The sequence below is a fragment of the Streptomyces atroolivaceus genome, from assembly GCF_000717025.1.
In the GTDB taxonomy this organism is placed as follows: domain Bacteria; phylum Actinomycetota; class Actinomycetes; order Streptomycetales; family Streptomycetaceae; genus Streptomyces; species Streptomyces atroolivaceus.
Map to the genome: position 1 here is coordinate 89,846 of NZ_JNXG01000014.1, position 18,335 is coordinate 108,180.

The 18,335-nt window shown below is 67.4% G+C and carries 10 protein-coding genes and 6 pseudogenes; 8 read left to right on the forward strand and 8 right to left on the reverse strand.

The window, feature by feature from the left end; all coding sequences use genetic code 11:
- Window positions 1-44 precede the first annotated feature (44 nt).
- A pseudogene (locus OO67_RS40050) lies at window positions 45-265 on the forward strand (NAD(P)-dependent oxidoreductase); the annotation flags it as partial.
- A gap of 530 nt (window positions 266-795) precedes the next feature.
- Window positions 796-951 (forward strand): annotated as a pseudogene (locus OO67_RS40895) (DapH/DapD/GlmU-related protein); the annotation flags it as partial.
- Between the two features lie 1,259 nt (window positions 952-2,210).
- On the opposite strand, the gene OO67_RS24540 reads toward OO67_RS40895, so the two are convergent.
- The 5 genes from OO67_RS24540 to OO67_RS24560 all read right to left on the reverse strand — a co-directional run bounded on the left by OO67_RS24540 (window position 2,211) and on the right by OO67_RS24560 (window position 9,607).
- Window positions 2,211-3,812, reverse strand: coding sequence for a family 43 glycosylhydrolase (locus OO67_RS24540; RefSeq protein WP_033303493.1), 1,602 nt, complete (start codon window positions 3,810-3,812; stop codon window positions 2,211-2,213).
- Window positions 3,813-4,070: 258 nt separating this feature from the next.
- On the reverse strand, window positions 4,071-4,949 hold the full coding sequence (locus OO67_RS24545) for a carbohydrate ABC transporter permease (RefSeq protein ID WP_033303494.1): 879 nt from the start codon (window positions 4,947-4,949) through the stop codon (window positions 4,071-4,073).
- A complete protein-coding gene (locus OO67_RS24550; protein ID WP_033303495.1) occupies window positions 4,946-5,821 on the reverse strand; it encodes a carbohydrate ABC transporter permease in 876 nt (291 codons plus the stop codon). Before OO67_RS24550 ends, OO67_RS24545 begins: the two co-directional genes overlap by 4 nt.
- A gap of 89 nt (window positions 5,822-5,910) precedes the next feature.
- The gene (locus OO67_RS24555) at window positions 5,911-7,239 is read right to left on the reverse strand and encodes an ABC transporter substrate-binding protein (RefSeq protein WP_033303496.1); all 1,329 of its coding nucleotides are present in this window, start codon (window positions 7,237-7,239) and stop codon (window positions 5,911-5,913) included.
- 1 nt (window position 7,240) lies between these two features.
- A complete protein-coding gene (locus tag OO67_RS24560) occupies window positions 7,241-9,607 on the reverse strand; it encodes a beta-galactosidase (RefSeq protein ID WP_033303498.1) in 2,367 nt (788 codons plus the stop codon).
- Between the two features lie 1,109 nt (window positions 9,608-10,716).
- On the opposite strand from OO67_RS24560, the gene OO67_RS35785 reads away from it, so the two are divergent.
- Together OO67_RS35785 and OO67_RS24570 are read left to right on the forward strand one after the other, a co-directional pair.
- Window positions 10,717-11,229, forward strand: a complete 513-nt coding sequence (locus tag OO67_RS35785; protein WP_051709770.1) for a hypothetical protein — start codon at window positions 10,717-10,719, stop codon at window positions 11,227-11,229.
- 67 nt (window positions 11,230-11,296) lie between these two features.
- Complete coding sequence (locus OO67_RS24570) at window positions 11,297-12,010, forward strand: hypothetical protein (protein ID WP_244300312.1); 714 nt, start codon at window positions 11,297-11,299, stop codon at window positions 12,008-12,010.
- A 10-nt stretch (window positions 12,011-12,020) separates the two neighbouring features.
- On the opposite strand, the gene OO67_RS24575 is transcribed toward OO67_RS24570, so the two are convergent.
- Both OO67_RS24575 and OO67_RS24580 read right to left on the reverse strand, forming a co-directional pair.
- The gene (locus OO67_RS24575; protein WP_033303500.1) at window positions 12,021-12,539 is read right to left on the reverse strand and encodes a hypothetical protein; all 519 of its coding nucleotides are present in this window, start codon (window positions 12,537-12,539) and stop codon (window positions 12,021-12,023) included.
- Window positions 12,540-12,852: 313 nt separating this feature from the next.
- Window positions 12,853-13,305, reverse strand: a pseudogene (locus tag OO67_RS24580) (IS701 family transposase); the annotation flags it as partial.
- Between the two features lie 211 nt (window positions 13,306-13,516).
- On the opposite strand from OO67_RS24580, the pseudogene OO67_RS24585 reads away from it, so the two are divergent.
- Together OO67_RS24585 and OO67_RS24590 are read left to right on the forward strand one after the other, a co-directional pair.
- A pseudogene (locus tag OO67_RS24585) lies at window positions 13,517-14,048 on the forward strand (IS5 family transposase); the annotation flags it as partial.
- Window positions 14,024-14,758 (forward strand): annotated as a pseudogene (locus OO67_RS24590) (IS701 family transposase); the annotation flags it as partial. The pseudogenes OO67_RS24585 and OO67_RS24590, both read left to right, overlap by 25 nt.
- A gap of 415 nt (window positions 14,759-15,173) precedes the next feature.
- Here OO67_RS24590 and OO67_RS24595 read toward each other — a convergent pair.
- Window positions 15,174-15,782 (reverse strand): helix-turn-helix domain-containing protein, encoded by a 609-nt coding sequence (locus OO67_RS24595; RefSeq protein ID WP_106972808.1) that lies wholly within the window; start codon window positions 15,780-15,782, stop codon window positions 15,174-15,176.
- A gap of 143 nt (window positions 15,783-15,925) precedes the next feature.
- Between OO67_RS24595 and OO67_RS24600 the strand changes: the two genes are divergently transcribed.
- Both OO67_RS24600 and OO67_RS37055 read left to right on the forward strand, forming a co-directional pair.
- Complete coding sequence (locus OO67_RS24600) at window positions 15,926-16,912, forward strand: alpha/beta fold hydrolase (RefSeq protein ID WP_033303502.1); 987 nt, start codon at window positions 15,926-15,928, stop codon at window positions 16,910-16,912.
- A 67-nt stretch (window positions 16,913-16,979) separates the two neighbouring features.
- Window positions 16,980-17,924: pseudogene (locus OO67_RS37055) on the forward strand (IS5 family transposase).
- Window positions 17,925-18,335: the final 411 nt, after the last annotated feature.

Consider the following 18,335-nt stretch of genomic DNA (forward strand, 5'->3'; position numbering starts at 1 on the left):
ACAGACCTCGGGTGCGGGAGGCCCTGGCCCAGACCGAGATCCTCATAGCCGCGGTCCTCGACGTGACCGATCCTGAACCACTGCCCGCCGACTCCCCGCTCCTCGACCTCCCGGACGTGTATCTCACCCCGCACATCGCAGGAGCTCCCGAGGCAATGAGACCGCGCGCATGGGTCTCGTTGTGGTCGAGGAATTGAAGCGTCCGCGCGCGGGCATTCCACTGTCGTACACCGTCGACCGCGCAGGCCTCGAGCATGCTCCATGAGCATTCGCTGACGATGGTCGAACTCAGATGACCGCAGATCAGCCTATTTCCCCCGGAACCCACGCCGCTACTGCAGCGCGTCCTCACGACTTGGAACGGACGGCATGAACGAAGCCACTGGTGAAGGCCTGCCGGGCCCCCATTTGTTCGACTACTCGCCCTGGAACTACTGGACCGACGCCGACGACGACGATCGCAACCGGCAGCAACAGATCCAGCTCGCCCTGCAGAAGGACAACGACTGCCACCGGTTCGGCGAGGACTGCTTCGTCTCCCGACTGGCCGCAGTGCAGAACGAGCGCCTGGTGCTCGGACCGCGCAGCTACGTCGCCGCCGGTGCCTATCTGACGGGCACCCTGGAGGCAGGACGGGACTGCACGATCAACGCCTACACGGTGGTGCGCGGCACCATCGAACTCGGCGACGCCGTCCGCATCGGAGCTCACACCTCCCTCCTCGCCTTCAACCACGGTTTCGACGACCTGGACACAGAGGTCTTCCGTCAGCCGCTGACCTCACAGGGCATACGCGTCGGCAACGACGTGTGGATCGGCTCCCACGTCGTCGTCCTGGACGGGATCACCATCGGGGACGGAGCCGTGATCGGTGCCGGCAGCGTGGTGACCAAGGACGTACCGGCGGCCGCCGTAGTCGGCGGCAACCCCGCCCGCGTCCTTCGCCGGCGTGGTGCCGGCCGTTCTGAACCGGCGACGGACGGCACAGACCTGGTCGGCGCGGTGGCCGCGTTCGCCGACACAGCACGCGCTCAAGCCGAGGACGTCCTCGCCCGGTGCTTCGCACCCGATGGGGAGGACGGACTGTTCCTGGACGCACCAGGCGGCGAACCCACCGTTCGGGCCCAGTGCGACGCGATCGAGATCGCGGACCTCCTGCTGGGGCACGCCCCCGGTCTCCTTTCCGCCGACAGGCAACGCGAGCGACTGCAGTCGTGGCAGGACCGGGACACCGGACTCGTCAGCCCGCTGGGCCACGGAAGCTCCCCCCTCCCTTACGGCGGAGCACCCTTCAGCGATGAGACGAGCTACCACATCCTGTGCGTGGGCTACGCTCTGGACCTGCTCGGCAGCACTTTGCCGCACCCGCTCCGCAACGTCGACACGATGAGCGCTGCCGACGTCACCGCCGCACTCGGCGCCCTCCCCTGGCATGAGGAGCCCTGGCACTCCGGCGCCTGGGTCGACACACTGGGCACCGCGTTCCTGTGGAACCGACGCCATGGTCTGACCGGGCAGAGCGGGGCTGTGGAAGCGCTGCTGGGCTGGCTGCTCACCCACGCCGACCCCCGCACCGGCCTCTGGGGCAGGGAGAGCGCGGTCGACGGCCTCCTCCTCCCCGTCAACGGCTTCTACCGCGCCAGCCGCGGCACGTTCGCCCAGTTCGGCCTCCCTGTGCCCTACCCTGAGCGAGTCATCGACACCGTCCTCGAACACGCGCGCGACATCCGCTACACGCGGCCCGAACGGCAGACGGCCTGCAACATCCTCGACATCGCCCATCCGTTGTGGCTCACGCGCACGACCGGCCACCGCACGGAAGAGACCGTGACCCTGGCCAGGCGCCTGCTGACCGACGCACTCGGTCGCTGGGTCGATGGGCAGGGCTTCGCTTTCAGAGCACAGCACCCGTCGACCAGAAGTGCCCGGGAGACACAGCCCGGCCTGCAAGGCACCGAGATGTGGCTGGCGATCATCTGGTACCTGTCCGATCTCGCGGGCATCTCCGACGCCCTGGGATACCGGCCCCGCGGAGTGCACCGGCCCGAACCGGCCGCCCTCCTGAACTGAGTCTCCGCCCCCACCCTGAGCCCGGGTGCCGCGCCCTGGGCGAGTCAGTTGCACCCCCGTCCCGTACACAGACGCTCGGCAACGGCAATGTCTCGCCCTGGGCAGGGCGAGGCATTGCCGTAGGAGTCCGGGTTCCGCTGCTACGAACGCGCGAGCGAGAGGCCGTCCACCGACAGGGTTCCACCTGCTGCTGCCGCCGCTTCAACCGTGATCGTGACGCTTCCAGGCCGCAGTTCGATGGGCTCCGACGCGATCTTCGTCCAGCTGGAACCGACGGCCAGGAGGTCGAGCACCGTCTCCTCTCCGCGTGCGTCCGTGATGCGGACACGGGCCGTGTCAAGGCCTGGTGTCGTCTTCGCGGACAGGGACAGTGTGTAGGCACCGCCTGGGATCGAGTCCTGCTGGAAGACGCCGCCGACGAACCCTGCCGGATTGCCGAGCTTCAGAGCGTGACGGGTGCCGTTGCCGGCCGGCGTCGGATTGGAGACGAACCGCGTCGACGGTGAGTCGTCACCGACGGCTGTGGTCCATCCGGTGACAGTCGTCACCGGTACGCGGTCCGCCTCGAAGTCGGGGTTGAGAACGAAGTTGTTGTCCCTGCCCACAGCCCAGCGACCGGTCCTGGCATCGAGTCGCCAGGAGCTGAGCGAGTTGAACACCGGCGCATCGTCGTCGAACGAGAGCGGGACCCACTGGTTGTAGCCCGTTCCGTTCCACGCGAACTCGGACCATCGGTCGCCCGCGTAGATCACCGTATCGGTCTTCCTCCCGTGCACAGTGACGAAGAACCCGGACTGGGTGACGTGGCTGTAGTCCGCCTCCGTGCCGGCCATGACGGTCTCCGGACCGTACGGCCCCTGCGGATCGTCTCCGGCGGATTTGATGACGTGCGTGGCCGAGGAGTTCCATCCGTGCAGGTCGGAACTGGCGATGTAGTAGTGCCCGTTGGCCTTGAACATCGCGTTGCCCTCACGGCAGGCCGCATTGTAGGACACCTCGACAGCGGGTTCGACGCTCAGCGAGTCGGAAGGATCGATGCGTGCGACATAGGTGTGGTTGCGGCCGCTCTGGTTGGAGAAGACGAGGTAGTCGGTGCCGTCGTCGTCGGTGAACACGGTCTGGTCGCCCGTGCCCTGGTAGAGCACTCCCGGAATCTGCGTCTGCAGATCGGCGTACGAGAAGTCTCCCGTCGGGGAATCGCTCTCGAGGAAGAGAACCCCACCGTTCGTCTTGCCGTTCGTGTCGAAGGTGGTGGACATCTGCGTCATGAGCACGTACTTGTGCGTGACCTCGTTGTACACCACCCCCATACGGCCGACCCAGCCCGCGTCGTCGAGGGAGGCCATCCGGGAGAAGGCGTCCCCGCTGACGTCCTTGGACGGCGGAATGGCGAGCGGCGTCGACCGGTCGGCGACCTCGTTCTCGAAGTCCCAGTTCACCAGGTCCTTCGACGAGTACACCCTGATGGATGCGAATGTCGCCCGCGGGTGCTTGCGCGTCGGAGACACCGCGTAGAGGTCGGCCTCCGCGTAGTGCACTCCGTACCAGTAGTAAGTGTCCCCGAACTTGAAAACCCCGCCCCCCTGCGAAGCGATCAGGTTGCCATCGGTGTCCTTCCAGAAGGAGTCGTTCTGAATGGTCTGCGCACGGGGCAGTGGCCCCGGGGCGCCGACGGCCGCCGGGGCGGCCGACGCCGGATCCGCAGGTGCTGCCCCGACAAGGGCCGTCGCTGCGATCGCCATGCCGCATAACACGTGACCGAGTTTTCGGATGAGCTGCATTGATTCCGTCCTTTGTCTGGACGCCTTCGTCTGTCGAAAGCCGATTCCGATGCGGGGTCCTTGCTTGTGCGCTGTTCTTCACTCCCGGCCGGGGGCGTTCGTCGGGCCGGCTCCGGAAGTCGGAGTTCATCAGCCGTTCCGGCGCGCGCTCTCCGCGCCGACGACCGTCACCGGGCGCGCGGGCGGCCACTCCGGTGAGGCCGGGGGGAGAACACAAGGTCAGCTCTTGACTGCTCCAGCCGTGAGGCCTTCCAGGAGCTGCTTACGCAGGAGGAAGAAGACCAACAGGCTCGGGACGGCCGCGAGTACGGATCCGGCCAGGACCAGGTCGTACTGTCGGTTGGTCGCACCGAAGAGGGCCTGGATACCCAGCGGGAGGGTGTAGTCACCCGGGTCACTCACCACGATGAGCGGCCAGATAAGACTGTTGAAGCTGTTCAGGAACGACCACACGCCGAGGGCGCCCAGGGCCGGCCGCAGCAGGGGCAGGACGACGCGCCGGAAGAGGCCGAACTCGGTGCAGCCGTCCACGCGGGCAGCATCCAACAGGGCGTCAGGAATCGACTGTTCGGCGAACTGCCGCATCATGAAGATACCGAACGCGGGCGCCACCCACGGCACGACCAGTGCGAAGTAGGGCGTCGTCAGGTGGGCCTTGGCCAGCATGACGAACAGCGGGACGACGATCACGGCGAAGGGCACAGCCAACGAGCTGAACATGACGTTGAACAGGACGTTCTTGCCGCGGAAGCGGTATTTGGCGAACGCGAACCCGGCCAGCGCGCACAGCAGCACGGCAGCGACGGTGGAGATGACGGCGACCACCGTGCTGATCAGCAGCCAGCTCCAGAACGGGTTCTCGTCGAGAAGTCCTCGGTAGTTGTCGAGGGTGGCCGGTGAGGGCAACAGCTTGGGCGGGTAGCCGAAGATGTCACCGCGGGACTTGAAGGAGGACGACAGGGCCCACAGCAGCGGCAGGGCGAACACCAGCAGCAAGGCGATCAGGAACGTGTAGAGCAGGGCCCGGCTCACCCTGCGGCGACCCCGGCGGGCCCCCGGAGTGAGCCGCGCGGTGGACTCGAACTCACCTGTTGTCATCGGTCATCCCTCCCGACCCCGAGCACCCGCATGGCCAGCTGGCCGAGGGCGAAGACGGCGACGAAGAGCAGCACGCCGGCCGCCGCCGCGTAGCCGAGCTGCTGGCGCTGGAATCCGGCGCGGAAGATGAACTGGGCGACGGAGAGAGTGGATTCCCCCGGGCCTCCCTGGGTGAGCAGGTACGGCTCTTCGAAGATCTGCACGGAGCTGACCAGTACCGTCACCGCGACGAACGCGGTCACGGGACGCAGGCAGGGCAGGGTGACGTTGCGGAAGCGGCTGATCGGTCCGGCGCCGTCGATGTCCGCGGCCTCATACAGCTCCTTCGGGACGTTCTGCAGTCCGGCCAGGAAGAAGATGGTGAGGTAGCCGGTCCAGCGCCACAGCACGAGGATCACCACGGTCACCCGCGCCCAGCCCGGCGAGCCCAGCCAGTCGATTCCACCGAACCCGAACACGGCGTGCCCCACCGCGTTCAGAAGACCGAACTCGTTGTCGAAGAAGAGCCCGAAGACCAGGGTGATGACGATCGGGGAGATCACCACGGGCATGAAGTAGGCCAGCCGGAACAGGTCCCGGCCGCGCAGGCCGCGGGCGTTCAGCGCCTGGGCGATGAGAAGGGCTGCGGGCATCACGACGGCCATGGTGAAGACGACGTACAGGCCGGTGTTGCTGACGGCGGTCCAGAAGCTGTGATCACCCAGCAGATCCTGATAGTTACGCAGGCCCACCCACTTCGGTGTGCCCAGGCCCGCCCACTCGGTACAGCTGAGATAGAGGCCGACCAGGATCGGAACGAGAAGGAACAACCCGTAGAGCAGGTAGAAGGGCGAGATGAACAGGTAGGGCGCCACGGCACGCTGTCGACGCATCCACCAGGAGGTTCGGGGTGAGGCGGCCTTGGCCGGGGCATGGGCGGGGAGGGATGCCCGGACGGGTGCGCGGGTCGGCGGGGGTGCTGTCATCGTGTCACCTGCTGTCGGTAAGCCTTCAGGCCGGCGTTGAGCGCCGCCGTGGGCGACGTTCGGCCCTTCAAGGCGTCGAGGATCTGACCTCCGAGTACGTCGGACAGGATCTGCATGCTGGCGGCCTGGTAGAAGAGGGGGAGGTCGGCGGCGGCCGCGCTGTAGATCTCGAAGGCCTGCTGACCACCGAGGTATTCGTCCTTGCTGGCCACGAGCTCGGGGTCGTCGTAGAGCGGCGCGAGCGTGGGCAGATAACCTCCGAAGCGGTAGCGGAGAACCTGTCCTTCGCGGCTCAGATAGACACGGCGCAGCAGCTCCAACCCGGCCTCGCTGTTGGGTTTGTCCTTCAGCACCGCGAAGGCGGTGCCGCCCATGGTGGAGGCGATGTGGCCGCCGCCGGCGAAGCGCGGCAGGGTTCGGATACGCCAGCGCCCTCTCTGCTCCGGCACGTTGGCCTGGAGCCCGGCGGCGTTGTACCAGTTGGGCATGGCGGTGGCGGCTAGCCGTCCGGACTTCAGAGCGGCGGCGCAGGCGCTGCCGTAAGGGTCCGGCAGAGCCATCAGCGCGCCGGAGCGGACGCCCCGCGTCATGAACTCAAGGACTTCCAGGGCTTCGGGCGAGTCCAGGATCAGTTCACCTGCGGTGTTGAAGAAGCCGCCACCGCGCTGCAGCAGGAACTGCAGGAAGCCGTTGACGATCGATCCGTTGTCGCCGGTGGAGATCATGCCGACGCTCACCTTGTGATCGGCGCTCAGCCGCGCCCCGTGCTCGAGGAACTCCTCCCAGGTCTCGAGCGTTTCGGGGACGTTGTACGTGTCGAACAGGTCCTGCCGGTAGTACAGAACCGTGATCGCGTTTCCGGATTCCAGGCCGTACGGAACGCCGTCGACCGAGTAGGGCGACAGTTTGAGCAGATCGTCACCGAGCGGACGGACCGTGTCGGTGAGGTCGACGAAGAGGTTCTCCGCGATGGACGACTGCATCACGCGGGGGAACTGGTCGAAGTTGAGACCGGCGAGATCGGGTGTGTTCCCATCCGCGACGGCCTGAGCAATCATTCGCGTCATGATGTCGGCGGGCGCAGAGCTGGTGATGTCCAGACCGAAGTCGAAGCGGGAACCCCGCATCAGGCCGACGTCCTTGATAGCCGACCGGAACGTCTTGATGTAGTCGGGGTCGTGGGTCCAGAGGCTGATCTGCGCGCGTCCTGATCGCACCGGGGCAGCCGCGGACGTACCACATGCCGCGAGGGCGGGGGCCGCGAGCAGCCCCAGTCCCGCACCGCTCGCAGCGCGAAGCAGACGCCTGCGGCTGAGATCACGCACGTCAGACCTCCTCCAGACACAGGGTCGTACGCGCTACGGCCACCAGCTCGGCTGATTCCACCGCGGCGTGGGCCCGGGCGGCTTCCAGACCTTCGCGTGCCGAACTGCTGACGTGGATGCGGTCTGCCTGATCCAGTGGCAGGACCCGGATATCCATGCCGTGCCGTACGACGGCGTCGGCGAAGCGGCGCAGTCCGATCTCCCAGTCGGGCCCGTACCAGAAATGGTCGGCGACAAGTTTTCCGTCGATGTAGGCCCGGGCCGCGTCCCCGGTGTAGCGCAGTCGCAGCAGCACGTCCCCTTCACCGTCCAGGACGGATGCCGGAACGGTGATGTGGTGGACGGCGGCCTTCTCGAAGTCCTCGTCACGCGGCGCGGAGGCTCGCGCGTGGGAATCGCCGGTGCGGGCCGGCGGGGCGACAGCCTGCGTCTGAAGGGTTTCGACGGCGGGCTGCGGGAGCCGCGAGGCGGGGCTCAGCGACCAACGTGTGAAGATCCCGTCCGGCACGGGCCGGCCTGCTTCCGCACCGTGCAGGGAAGCCGGTGCGGGCATCAGGGCGAGGGAGGGGGTCGGTGAGGTGGTGTGCAGGCGCAGTTCGTCTCCGTCGGCGAGCACCAGGTCGTCGCTGAGCACGAGCCGGTCCTGGCCCGAGACGTGTACCCGGTTCAGCCGAAGCGCCTCGGAGTGGGACAGCACCAGAACGCGTGCGCTGCCGGTGGGGCCGTTCAGGGTCAGCAGTGCCCCCGTGCCCGGCTCGGTGACCGTGACGAGGGTGGCGTCGGCGTCGAGTGCCACCTGGGCAGGACCGGCAACATCCACGTCCGCGGGCAGGGCCAGAGACACCGGGATCCCGTCGGTGGCCGCCAGTACGGTGAATGGAACCCCGTCCACGTCCAGGCGGGTCACGGGCTGGGCGCTGGCCCAGTCCAGGCGCAGCCCTGCGCCGAGGTCGAGGCCGATCGGCCACACGAAGTGTGCGCCGGAGGGAACGCCGACCGGCTGCGCGGGCAGGGTGACGGTACGGCCGCTCCCCAGGTGGACCTGGAACTGGATGTCCTTGTGGTCGGGCAGCGTCTCGTGCGGCTGGTGGTTGTTGACGAAGAGGAAGGCCTGCTCTCCTGCCGAGCGGACGGCCCAGCGCAGCGTGGCACGATCGTCGAGCGACTCCGGTTCGGCATCAGGCAGCGACAGTGGCATCCGCGCCAGTTCCGTGCCGCAACCGTGCAGGAACAGGTGCTGCAGTCGCAGCGCGTGGAAGACCGACCGGACCTGCCCGTACTCCCCCAGCGGCGCCTGGAAGTCGTAGTTGACCGTCGGCAGGTCATTGGGGTAACCGGTGTCGTGGCTCTCCTGGTTGGGTTCCCTGAGGTCGAGGCGCTGCGAGCAGCCGTGGTACAGGTAGTAGCCCTGCCAGACCGAGCCGCTGCCCAGTTTGGCGAGCGCCAGCGCGGTGATGTCCTCGCTGGGCACGACCGGACGGCGGTGGTAGGCGATGGCCATCCCGCCGCCCACCTCGCATGTGGCGTAGGGGTAGCGGCGATCGTCCGGGCCACTGCCGGTCGGTGCCGAGGAGCGCAGGTCGGCGCCGATGGCGTGGTCGTCCCGGATCGGCGTGAAGAAGTAGTGGCGTCGCATCCCCCGCGTCCACCCGTCGTACGCGTCCTCCCAGAACGCCTCCGGGTAGCCGCCGTACAACGGCAGCAGGGTGTCGCGCGGGATGTCGGCCGCGCCCCAGCCGGTCGCCGTCCACAGCGGCGCTCGCATGCCGGCGCTCTCGGCCATGCCGCGCAGCGTGGCCAGGTGCCCCGGCTGGTCGTAGAGCTCGTTCTCCACCTGGACCGCCACGATCGGCCCGCCGTCGTCGTGGAAGAGACTCCGCAGCTCGTGGGAGATGCGGCGGTAGTAGGGCTCGACCAGGGCGAGGTAGGCCGGGTCGTCGGTGCGCGGAGCGCAGCCGGCCCCCTCCAGCCAGTCCGGGAACCCCCCGTTACGGCATTCACCGTGCGACCAGGGCCCGATCCGCATCGCCACGGCCAGACCGACCTCGTGGCACAGCGTCACGAATCGGCGCACGTCCAGGTCGCCGTCGAAGCGGAAGACGCCACGCTCGTTCTCGTGCTGATTCCAGAACAGATAGGTGGCCACCAGATCGACGCCACCGGCCTTGATCTTGAGCAGTTCCTCGCGCCACTCGGCAGCCGGGTACCGGCTGAAGTGGAACTCCCCCATCACTGGGATCCACGGGCGGCCGTCCCTGAACAGGCTCTGGCTGTCGACCGTCACGGAGTGCGGTGTGGAGGCTGAACTCCCCATGGGCAGATGACCGGCCAGGGGCACGGAGGGGGCACGGACTTGCAGAGACAACATGACAGGCGGCTCCTGCGACAACGGCTCGGTGAAGTGCGTTCATCGTGGGTGGGCCGATCACCCCTGTCAAGATGTATTCATAATTAATGTTTGGCACTATGCGACCATCCTCACCCAGGGCGTTGCCGCCGCACCGTTCACCCCCAAGGCACCCCGTATGCCGCGCCCCACGTCGGCAGACGCGCGTACGGGTGGATCGCCGGACCCCCTGCCATCCACTCATTGGCACTGCCCGAGGCACCCCTTCAACTCCCCGGCGTTGCCGGAATAGCTGATGCGGAGGCCGCGGGCTGCTTCACCATTAGCCAACCCCCTTGGCGACGAGCCCGATCGTCGCCGTACACATCGTGCGTGGACGGCGCCGGTTCGATCCGTCGCGTCGAGGCGGCATACGTGCACTCCCCCCACCCAGGAGCGCCGCCCCACCCGCTGCACGCGAGGCGCTCCCTGGAAGCCGCTTCGTGCGCGCGGGGTTGACGTCTCGCCCCGCCCCGGCGAAGACGGTCACTCCGGAGTTCGCGTGACCGCCCTCGTCACGTCGTCAGGGTGCCGGAGGTGGCTGCCAGACGTAGCGGATGCCCGGTTCGCGCTCGTCGTTGCGTCGACCGTCCGTCCGCTCGATCGTGACGAACCCATGCCGATAACCCCGGACTCACTTGCCCAAGCATTCGACACCCTGAGGACCTGGTGCATGCTCTCTGTGAACGACGGAAATCTACACAGGATGAAGCACTGAGCCTTTTCCATCCTCACCCTGAGCTGGTCAGATGAAGGGTGAGGATGGAAAAGGCTCACTCGTTAGCGGGGCCGCATGAGAGGAAGTCCGCCGCCCGATCCGTGGCGTATGCGGCTGCTTCGCAGCTTGTCCTCATACTGGGAGGGGTACTCGTCGGTCTGCCGCCCGTACTAGCGAGCGGCCTATTCGTTTTGGCAGCGTTGGGTGTTTCCCGTCTCGCCGACCGGTGCGCGGTTGCCGAGGGAGACCTGAGCGCTCGCTGAACCCTTGAGCCGACCAGGTCGTTGGCCGCCGTCACCCCGGACGGGCTGGTAGACCAGCCCGCTCTCGGTGATAGGACTTGCCTCCACGGAAAGATGATGGGGGCGACAGCATGGACGCAGTAGTAGCGATCAGCCTGATCCGTATGGCCGCTGCAGACTTGGCCATGGAACCCTGGCAGCGCCCCTCGGACGCTTACCTGGTCCAGTTGGGCCTGGACGCCCTGATGGCCGACATCGAGGCTCCCTCGCTTCCCCTGCTGGCTGGCCTCGCGCGTGGTGAGCATCCCCGGGCCCGCGAGCTGTTCGACCTTGTGCTGGAAGAGTTGGGTCTGCTGCCGCTGACCTCGGAAGATCTCGCCAAGGCGCGATGGACCGCGGCCCAGTGGTGGGCCGGCCAGATCGTCGCGGGCCAGCTCGACCCCATACACGGAGCCAAGCTGATCTACCAGGAGTCTGCAGCCGAACTCGACTACCCCGACACGCTGCAACCCATCGTTGATCTGGCGAGAGCGCTCGACCTGCCGAACGATCAACCTCCGGACCAGCAGCACATTCGCAACCGGGTCACCTCCGCGGCACGAGACTTTCTCGCCCCCGAAGCGCACCGGAATCACAGCCTGTGAGCTACGTCGCATGACCCACCGTGACCGGTTCACGTAAATCGAGCCAGAATCCGAGAACCGACAGCAGATGTTCACCACTTCGGGAGTCACCCGGGTCAGCGGCCGTTCGATTTCGACTGAGGCCCGCCGACCACTGGACCGGCGAAGTATTTGGTTGTTCATGCGTGCTGCACCTGCGACGGTCACCGGCATGAACGTGCTTCTCGGAGACAAGTCCAGGTTCGCCGCAGAGGTTGGCGAGCCGGGCCCACTGTGCCGGGTCGACCTCTGGGCGGCTGGAAAGTGGCTGACCTGCGACGACAACTTGGTGTACGTCCCACAGTTTCGCCGCGATGTGCGGGACACCGCCGCCTGGCTGCGGTCCGGCGAAGGTTCTCCCTTGCCGTTCGCCGGTTTGTCCGCCGAGGCCACACACCGGCGTCTCAGGCAGCACGCGGGGCACGACGACGAGTCCGAGGCCGACTACCAGCTGCACAGCCGGTTTGGGGTCCTGCTCTGGGGGCCCACCACCGACAACGTGATGGCCTACCTGTTCCACGAAGGGGACCGGTTGGTGATCACGCTGGAGTTCTGGCGTGAGGAGCACCTGGTCCACCACCCGGACGACGCCGGTGCGGTCTTCGGTGTCGAGGTCCCGGCCGACGAGTTCATCGGGATCCTTGAGGGCATCGCGGCCGCGCTCGCCCCCAGTTGCGCTATGGCCGCACGAAGTCCCACTCGACATCCGTCAGTTCATGACGACGTAGCACCCGATCATGATCCACCAGCCGATGTCACATAGACGACAGAACCTAACAACCCGCCTCCGTACCGCTGTTCACGTACGAGTCGGTGCTGACCGAGTAGCTGGCCCCGGTGGTGAGGTCGGGGCGGCTACCGTGACCATCCTCCGTGAGGCGCTCGGCGGTGAGGAAGACGATCCACAGGGCCATGTCCTCTTTGGTGAAGCACAGTTCGCCGGGCAAGGCTTCGGGGTCCGGATTCCATCCGTCCCGTACCGTCGCTGTCCGGTAGTGCTCGGTCACTTCGGCCTGTGTACCGGGGAAGGTGTACGTCCGGCCGGCGTACACCACCACATCGCCGCTGTCCGCCCAGCAGCCAGCGTCCACTTCCTCAAAGCCCCGGGCGACGGTGGCCCCGTCGGGCCGGGAGTTGAGGATGTCGAGCGCCGCCATCTCCTTGACCCGGTCGTCGGTCCCCTCGCAGTCCCTGGCGAGTTCCAGCAGCGCGCAGCCGGTGAGCGTTGCGGCCGCGAGCGCGGTCGCCAGAAGCAGGGATATCGGGCGGGTGGTACCTGTCTGCAGGGGCAAAGCGGGCTCCATGTTGAAGGCCAGGGCGGAGGGAGGGTGGGGTCGCCGTGCAAAAGAGTCATCCGTGCCGACTCCCGAAAGGGCACATGGCCCAGTTCTACCAGCAGCCGTGACCCTCGCTGCTGACGTGAGCGTGGCACTTAGACGACAGGCCCTCGTTGTATTGCCCTGTGAGGTTGGGCAGCTTCTGGTGGTGTGTGGCCGCGTTGATCGTAGTGGCTGAGGCGGGCTTGGTGTTGTCGTCTGCGGCGCCAGTGTGACCAGTGCAGGACGTGGTCGACGGGCGCGGGGCGGCGGTGAGTGCGGCGGTGGATCAGGCGTCGTAGTTCGGGGAGGGTGAGGGGTATGAGCTGGGAGGATCCGTTTCTGCTTTGTCGATGTCGAGTGCGCGGGCCCGCAGGACGGTGAGGCAGGCGTGGGCGGCCATGGCGAGGGTGATGTGGCGGTGCCAGCCGGGATATCGGCGGTCCTGGTAGTCGTCCAGGCCGCACTCCTGCTTGGCGGTCTGGAAGCCTTCCTCGACGGCCCAGCGGCTGCCGGCGACGCGGATCAGCACGTCGAGAGTGGTTTCCGCGGGGCAGTAGGCGATGTAGTAGGAGATCTCTTGGGGTCGGCTGACACTTCGGCGGGCGATCACCCAGTGCCGGCGGTCTTCGCGGTGCCAGGGCCGGACTTCGAACCTCGCCCAGTTATAAATCCGTGGTCCGTGGGCTCCGTTGCCGCAGGAACAGCGCTTCCATTTCTGCCATGGCAGGCCGGGGAAGAGGATCGCCGAGGCTGCCCGGCGGGGGAAGACGGACCTGTCGCTGGTCAGCGTGGATTCCATGACCACCCGTGCCCATCACGATGCCGCCGGGATGCGCATCGATCCCGAGGTCATGGAGGCCCTGGAGGAAGCCGTGCGGAGCAGGAACAGGCCCGGCAAAAGAGGGCGGCTCCGGGGAACAGAACGGACAGGATGCCGGAAACGACCCCGGCGAGAGCGGCGACGCGTCCGGCGCCGACGCAAAGCCCGTCTGAGACAGACGCGGCTCGGCCGATCCAGAGGCGGCCTGACCTGCAAGGTCCATCTCGCATCCGACCGCAGGTGCCGCCCGCTGTCGATCGTGGTGACCGCCGGACAGGCCGCCGACAGCCCGCAGTTCCTCCTGGTCCTGAAGAAGGTCCGTGTCCGGCTGCCCGTCGGGCGCCCGCGGACCCGGCCCGCCGCCGTGGCCGGGGACAAGGCGTACTCCTCCCGCGCCAACCGCACCTACCTGCGCAGACGCGGCATCAAGGCCGTCATCCCGGACAAGAAGGACCAGGCCGCCCACCGCAAGAACAGAGGCCGCAGGGACGGCCGGCCCGTCACCCACGACGCGGACCTCTACAAGGACCGCAACACTGTCGAGCGCATGATCACTGGAAGCCTGGCGGGGTATCGCCACCCGCTACGACAAGACCCCCGAGAGCTACGACGCCGGCCTCCACCTCAGGGTCTGGTCATGGGTGGGGAGCTCGGTGATGTGAGGAAGTGGGCGGCGGGTCTGGGTGAGGTGCATGAGCGTTTCATACACCGGTTTGCCCGGTCGGTCGGAGCCGCGTGAGTCCGCGCTGGCGTATATGCGGGGCCTGATAGCCCCGCTGGAACGGAAGAACGGCTGGACGCTGGCTGAGGTAGCCGGTCACGCGGCTCCTGACCGCATGCACCGGCTGCTGAACCGGTGCGACTGGGACCCTGACGAAGTCCTTCCCGAGGTGCGTGATTACGTCGTCGAACACCTCGGTGACCCGGAGGCCGTGCTGATCGTGGACGACATGGGGTTCCTGAAGAAGGGGGCCGCTCGGCTGGGGTCCAACGGCAGTACTCCGGGACGGCGGGGCGGACGGAGAATTGCCAGGTCGGCGTCTTCCTCGCCTATGCCGGTGAACGTGGGCGCACGCTTATCGACCGCCGCCTGTATCTGCCCACGTCATGACCCGATGACCGGGAACGATGCCGGGCCGCGGGCATTGACGACGCGGTCGCCTTCGAGACGAAAGTTGTCACCGCCAAAGCGATCGTCCGCCGGGCGGTCGCCGACAAGATCCCGTTCCGGTGGGTGACCGGGGACGCAGCCTACGGCTTCTCCAATGGCTGGCGGACTGAGCTCGAGCGGGCCGATGTCTTCCACGTCATGGCCACCACCCGACATGACACTGTCGTTACCCGCTGGGCCATGGACCACCCTGTCCATGACCAGCCCTTCCAGTAGCGCGGCGAAGACTTCCGCGTCCCGTCAGACCCGGAAACGGCCGTAGACGGTGGGCCAGACGCCGAACTGCTCGGGCATCTCTCGCTACTGAGCGCCGGACCGGAAGCGCCAGATCCTCCCTCGAACTGGTCACGTAGCTTCACCGGGTAGGGGCCGTACTCGCCGATCGGCAAGTGCGGCTTGATGAGTTCCCACTGGTCGCCGCTGAGCTGTCGGCGCGTCACACCGGCGTTCTATCGCGATCCGCCCCAGCGCGGCAGCGGAATACGTGAGCCGAAGCACGGTAGTTGCCACCGGCAGAGCCGGATGACGTGGCGAATGGAACCGAACGAAGCAGCGTGGTTGTCACCAACGAGGCACAGGGCTTGTCACAACTGCTCATTCAGAAGCCTTTCTGTCATCAGTTCCGCGACCAGCTGCTGGGGGGGGTGCGCGGCCGTAGACGTTCTCCCTGAGGCCCGAACATGATCAGATACTCGGCCGGTCCGTCGGATCCGGCGTTCGCGACTCCGTGGGGGATGCGGGTGTCGAACTCGACGACTTCTCCGGCAGTCAGGACGAGGTCCTGGCTGCCGAGTGCGAGCCACAGCCGCCCGTACAGGACGCACAGCCACTCGTAGCCCTCGTGGGACACCTGTCGGGGCCGCCCTGGCGGCTCCGCGACGGCTGGCAGGAGATGCTTGTGGGCGTGCAGACCGCCGACGTACCGGGTCAGCGGCAACACCGCCTTGTCGTCGCCGAAGCTGTGCGGCGCCGTACTGCGGGGCTTGGCGGCAGGAGCGGGTGCGGTGCCGGCCAGCTCGTCGAGGGAGACTTCGTACTCCTTCGCCAGTTGCAGCACCACCTCGAGCGTGGGCTTGCGCCGACCCGTCTCGGTCCGCGACAGGGTGCTGGACGAGATGCCGGTCGCGCGGCTGACATCGGCGAGTGTGACGCCACGGCGCTCGCGCACGGCCCGCAGCCGGGACCCCATTGCCGCCAACGTCTGGGCCACGTCGTCCTCTGCCACTGTCGCTGTTCCTCTCCACCGTGCCGTTTCATCGCCCTGCCTGCAAGTTTGCCAGAATGGCAACGCTGATCGCGCCGAGTGGCCGCCGCGCCGCATGATCGGTAGGTAACCGCCGACCGTCCGCGAACTGAGGAGAGGTTCCCATGAAATCCGAGCCGGCCCCCGTACTCCGCCACCACACCGTCGAAGCCCCCGCCGGGCGCCTGCACCTGGTCGAGCAGGGCACCGGTCCGCTGGTCCTGCTCGTGCACGGCTTCCCCGAGTCCTGGTACTCCTGGCGCCACCAACTCCCGGCCCTCGCCGAAGCCGGATACCGAGCGGTGGCGATCGACGTACGCGGCTACGGACGCTCCTCGAAGCCCGCCGTGACCGATGCCTATCGGATGCTCGACCTGGTGGAGGACAACGTCGCCGTCGTCCGTGCCCTCGGCGAGGAGAACGCGGTGGTCATCGGCCACGACTGGGGCTCCAACATCGCCGCCACGTCCGCCCTGCTCCGCCCCGAGGTCTTCCGGGCCGTCGGCCTGCTGAGCGTCCCCTACGCGCCACCCGGTGGCCCCCGGCCCACCGACGTCTTCGGCCAGATCGGCGGCCCCGAGCAGGAGTTCTACGTCTCCTACTTCCAGAAGCCCGGCCGCGCCGAGACGGAGATCGAGCCCGACGTCCGGGGCTGGCTCGCAGGCTTTTACGCGGCCCTCTCCGCCGACACCATGCCTGCCAAGGGCGAGCCCGACCCGCACTTCGTCGCCCACGGCGGCCGGCTGCGCGACCGTTTCCCCACCGGCCCGCTCCCGGCCTGGCTGAGCGAGGAAGACCTCGACGTCTACGCCGGAGAGTTCGAGCGCACCGGCCTGACCGGCGCCCTGAACCGCTACCGCAATATGGACCGCGACTGGGAAGACCTTGCCCCCCACCGCGGAGCCCCGATCACGCAGCCCGCCTTGTTCATCGGCGGCACACTGGACGCCTCCACCACCTGGATGGCCGACGCCATCGACGCCTACCCCACCACCCTCCCCGCCCTGTCCGCCTCCCACCTCCTGGACGGCTGCGGCCACTGGATCCAGCAGGAACGCCCCGACGAGGTCAACAGACTGCTGACCGACTGGCTCGCCACCATCCACGGCTGAACCGGGCGGGCCAGGAGCCGTCCGGCCGATCATGTGACTGTCGCCTGATCTGCTCGTTCTTTCCGTTATGGGGTGGAGAGAACGCGGCGATCCGTCGGACGCCGAGTGGGAGCGGCTGCGGCCGTTCCTGCCGGTGAGCAATGGTCGGTGTGGGCGGTGGCGTGATCATCGGCAGGTGATCGACGGGATTCTTCACCGGGTTCGGACCGGGGTTCACCGGCGTGATCTGCCAGAGCGGTTCGGGCCGTGGAAGACGGTCTACGTGCGCCATCGGCTTTGGTCTGCCGACGGAACCTGGGGAACGGCTGCTGCAGCAGGTTCAGGCCGCGGCCGACGCGGCAGGGGAGATCGACTGGGACATCTCGGTGGACTCCACCATCGTGCGCGCGCACCAGCACGCGGCCGGCGCCCGCATCGATCCCCCACCGGCTCTTGCCGGCTCAAAGGGGGACGAGTCGTCGGAACACCAGGACGAGACTCCGTGGCAGAGCCTCGTCGGCCGGTTGGTGGAGGTGGTGCGGGAGGCGAGGGCCTGGGTCGTTCGCGCGGCGGTTTCACCAGCAACATCCACCTGAGCGCGGACGGCCGCTGCCGCCCGCTGTCCCTGATCGTCACGCCGGGGCAGCGAGCCGACTGCACCCAGTTCATACCGGTGCTGGAGAAGATCCGGGTTCTCCGGCTCGGACCTGGCAGGCCCCGCAAGAAACCTGACAGCATCGCAGCCGACAAGGCATACAGCAACGGTCCTTGCCGCGAGTATCTGCGGCGGCGCGCCATCCACCACACGATCCCGGAGAAGGCCGACAGTCAGTCCGCCCGTCTGCCCAAAGGATCGCGAGGTGGCCGGCCACCGGAGTTCAGCGAGGAGCGGTACAAGAAGCGCAACACCGTCGAGAGGGCCATCAACAGGCTGAAGAACGTCCGCGCCGTGGCGACACGTTACGACAAGCGTGGTCACGTCTTCCTCGGCACCGTCACCGCAGCTGCCCTCGTCATCTGGCTCCGCACCTGACCGGGTGCCAGGACTTCAACTCACCCAGGCGCCCGGCGCCAACACCAAGCCCGCTGCCGCAATGAAGTCCTCAAGGCCGATGACACCGCTGCCGCTGCCGTCATCCCATTCGGCCAGAAGCCCGGAAAGGCCCTCGTTCCAAGACTCCGGCGTCTCAGCGTCATCCTCAGGGCCAGGATGCCACTCGACGCGGCCCGCGCCACGCCGGTATCGGAGATACAGGTACTGGCCGTCCGCCGTCCAGGCATCCCACTGCGACGGGTATGCGGAACACGTCTGCACAACCCGCGTCAACTTCCCACCCTCATCCGTACTCATCCGTACTCATCCGACGATGGTCGCGCAGCATCAGGCGCCCGGCAATCGGCTCCAGACCGCCGCCGCAGGCGCCCCCTGCAGCAGCCAGCCGTC

Excerpts from the sequence above, each read along its gene's own strand:
- OO67_RS24540 (WP_033303493.1), bottom strand. The coding sequence starts at position 3,812 with ATGGCGATCGCAGCGACGGCCCTTGTCGGGGCAGCACCTGCGGATCCG.
- OO67_RS24545 (WP_033303494.1), bottom strand. The coding sequence starts at position 4,949 with ATGACAACAGGTGAGTTCGAGTCCACCGCGCGGCTCACTCCGGGGGCC.
- OO67_RS24550 (WP_033303495.1), bottom strand. The coding sequence starts at position 5,821 with ATGCGTCGACAGCGTGCCGTGGCGCCCTACCTGTTCATCTCGCCCTTC.
- OO67_RS24560 (WP_033303498.1), bottom strand. The coding sequence starts at position 9,607 with ATGTTGTCTCTGCAAGTCCGTGCCCCCTCCGTGCCCCTGGCCGGTCAT.
- OO67_RS35785 (WP_051709770.1), top strand. The coding sequence starts at position 10,717 with ATGGACGCAGTAGTAGCGATCAGCCTGATCCGTATGGCCGCTGCAGAC.
- OO67_RS24570 (WP_244300312.1), top strand. The coding sequence starts at position 11,297 with ATGTTCACCACTTCGGGAGTCACCCGGGTCAGCGGCCGTTCGATTTCG.
- OO67_RS24600 (WP_033303502.1), top strand. The coding sequence starts at position 15,926 with ATGAAATCCGAGCCGGCCCCCGTACTCCGCCACCACACCGTCGAAGCC.